This is a genomic window from Polaromonas sp. P3_C2 (genome assembly GCF_056402675.1).
Map to the genome: position 1 here is coordinate 1 of NZ_JBFUGX010000559.1, position 2829 is coordinate 2829.

Below are 2829 nucleotides of genomic sequence, written 5' to 3' on the forward strand. Positions count from 1 at the left end.
CGGCATTGGTTTTGCCCATGGCGACCCAGGCCATGATTTGCGTTTCACGTTCGCTCAGGCCGGACGCGTCGTCGGCTCCGTTGCGTACCGTAACGGCGGCTTGCGGGTGCTGCTGTGGCAACAGCGCCATCTGCCGCAGCGCGTTATCAATGGCAGGCATCAGCATCCTCATGGCCTTCAGCCCAGACTCCCTGGGAATCTCATCTGCACGGAAAAACGCATACAGACAGTCCTGGTGCGCCCTTTCGTCATGCATCGCGTGAACGAGCACCGAGCGCATACCCGCCAGGGTACGGGTGAAGGAGCCCGGCAAGCTCGCATTGCCCAGCAAATATTCGAACTGGCTGAAATTGAGGAGGCAGGGCTGCCCGCCGGCCGCCACCCAGTGGTCATGAAGCCGGCCAAGCAAAAAGGGCACGCCGTCTGTACCGGCTGCATAAGAACGTACGCCAGGCAATTCAGAAAGAATGTCGTGCTGGATAGCACCTTCCTGAAAGTCGCCCCAGCCCACCATCAGGATGTCATGTGGAAGGGAATACTGGACGTCACCGCGCAACCATTCGAGCAGGTCGGCGTGCCGGGTGATGGCCGTAGCCTGCGTTATCAGCGCCGTATAGTGCGCAGGATCTTCGCTGAAAAGCGGAGCGTGAGATTTCATGCCTTGATATCACTTCCTGTGTTTTGTTCTGCCCCCTGCCTGCGTGTGCAGGCGTGGCAGAAGGGACCCACTGAGAATCGTCTAGCTTGGTATAAGTCGCAATACCAAAGACGGCACAGTTGATGTAGGAACAAGACGACTCAGTGTAGGGTGGCAGGCATGCAATTGAGATGTCAGACCCCGCGCGTATTGGTTGCAACTACGTAACAGCTGTGCGCTTGATGGCAGTTGCTTCGCAAAACGATACGGCTTGCAACAGTTTGCTTTCTTTTGGCGCACGGCCGTGGCTGCTATTGACTACGCTGCGCACATAATTTGTGCACGCAGTTGCAGCGAGCAAAACAGCAAAGAAACAAGAAGAGGAACGCAAGGCTGATGAMCGGTAAGAAAATGAAGCGCAGCATGGAAGTGGATACGGTAAGGGGCATCGCCTGCATCTTGCTGGTTCTGTTTCATGTGGTAGGGGATACGCCCTCAGTGGGCCTGAAGGTTCCGGAGGGGCACTGGTTGCAGATGTTCAATGAAGGGCTGGCCTATATCCGCATGCCGCTCTTCTCTTTCATCTCAGGCTATGTGTATGCATTTCGCCCCTATGAAGGCAATGCTGCTGAATTCATTAAAGGCAAGGTCCGGCGGCTGCTGCTCCCCCTGATTACGGTGGGAACTATTTTTGCCGTCGTGCAGGCCTTCACGCCAGGCGCCAACTCATCGGTCAACCAGTGGTGGCTGTTGCACATTGAGCCCGTGGGGCACTTCTGGTTTCTTGAAGCGCTTTTTATTGTCTTCCTGGTTGTTCTGCTGCTGGAACACCTCAACGCACTTTCTACTGCGACCGGATTTGCAGTGGCTTGGGCGCTCAGCGCGGTGCTGTTTGACTACTTCAGCCCACCCAACTATTTCGCCGCCCGCGGCGCTGTTTACCTTCTGCCTTTTTTCCTGGCCGGGCTTGCCTGCAAACGATTTGACATCGGGACGCCAACGGCCCGGCTTGTGGCGGCGGCCGTATTTATTTGCGCCGCTACCGGGGCCATGCTTTTTCCGCAATTTTCCGAGCAGGGAAGTTCTGTGGCCGCACTGGCGCTCGGCGTCTCAAGCGCCTTTCTTCTTTTGCGGAGTGGCTGGAGTTTCGCGCCCCTGGCCTACATTGGATCCTTCTCATTTGCGATTTACCTGCTGCATGTTTTTTTTACGGCAGCGAGCCGTATCGCCTTCAGGAAATTGGGTATCACGGACACCTATGTCCTGATGACGCTGGGACTCGCCGCCGGGATTGCTGGCCCCGTCGTATCCGCGCTGCTTATCAGCCGGCACGCAGGCCTGAATCTGTGGCTGCTGGGAACTGTGCCGGGCAAGCCGAAAACCAATCCGAAGCCCGTGGTAGCAGCCTGAAGGATCGGGGCTCGAGCCAGCGGCCCATTTCATTCGGGCGCCAAGCCGCTCATCACTGGCGGCGTCCTGGCGCCCCAATCAGTGACTCTGCCGCCGCGGCGAATCCTGAACGGCTCGAACGTCGGAGCAGAAGCCGTGCCGCCGGAGTTGCACGATACTTTTCTCCGAGCATCTTCCAAATCAGCACCATCTGGCGGCTGCATGGAACGACTCCTCTTTCGAACTAAACTGCCTCACGTACCGCAGGCAATCGGACCGGCGCGGGCATGCCGGCGAGTAACCAACAAAAAGATAGAGACAACATACCCATGAATATYGTCATCACCGGCGGCGCCGGATTTCTCGGGGCCAGGCTGGCCCGGCAACTTCTGGACGCGGGGCAATTGGCTCTTGCGGGCAGCGCACCGCAAACCATCCGGACAGTGACACTGGTTGACAGGGTGGCGCCGCCGGCCGCGCTGGCCGCGGACAACCGCATTCGAACCATCACCGGCGATCTGAGCCGGCTGCTGGAAGACGGTCATCCGCAAGCACTCGTGGTGACAGAAAAAGACACGCTGATATTCCATCTGGCGGCGGCAGTCAGCGGTGAATGCGAAGCGGATTTCGACCTTGGCATGCGCAGCAATGTCGATGCTACGCGTGCGCTGCTGCAGGCGTGCCGTGCCCTGAATACATCGCCCACCGTCGTATTCGCCAGTTCGCTTGCAGTGTTTGGCAATTCACCCGAGCAACCACTCCCGGCGGTCATCGATGACAGAACGCTGCCCACACCGCAGAAC

3 protein-coding genes are annotated in these 2829 nt (G+C 58.2%); 2 read left to right on the forward strand and 1 reads right to left on the reverse strand.

Annotated features, from left to right (window positions below):
• Positions 1-658 (reverse strand): XrtB/PEP-CTERM-associated transcriptional regulator EpsA (locus AC1DWI_RS18925; RefSeq protein ID WP_477725440.1); only part of this gene is annotated, 658 nt, incomplete at its 3' end.
• Between the two features lie 402 nt (positions 659-1060).
• On the opposite strand from AC1DWI_RS18925, the gene AC1DWI_RS18930 reads away from it, so the two are divergent.
• Together AC1DWI_RS18930 and AC1DWI_RS18935 are read left to right on the forward strand one after the other, a co-directional pair.
• A complete protein-coding gene (locus tag AC1DWI_RS18930; RefSeq protein WP_477725441.1) occupies positions 1061-2047 on the forward strand; it encodes an acyltransferase family protein in 987 nt (328 codons plus the stop codon).
• Positions 2048-2355: 308 nt separating this feature from the next.
• On the forward strand, positions 2356-2829 hold a 474-nt coding region (locus tag AC1DWI_RS18935), incomplete at its 3' end, for an NAD-dependent epimerase/dehydratase family protein (protein ID WP_477725442.1).

Coding starts and splice junctions, on each gene's coding strand:
- AC1DWI_RS18930 (WP_477725441.1), top strand. CDS start 1,061: ATGGAAGTGGATACGGTAAGGGGCATCGCCTGCATCTTGCTGGTTCTG.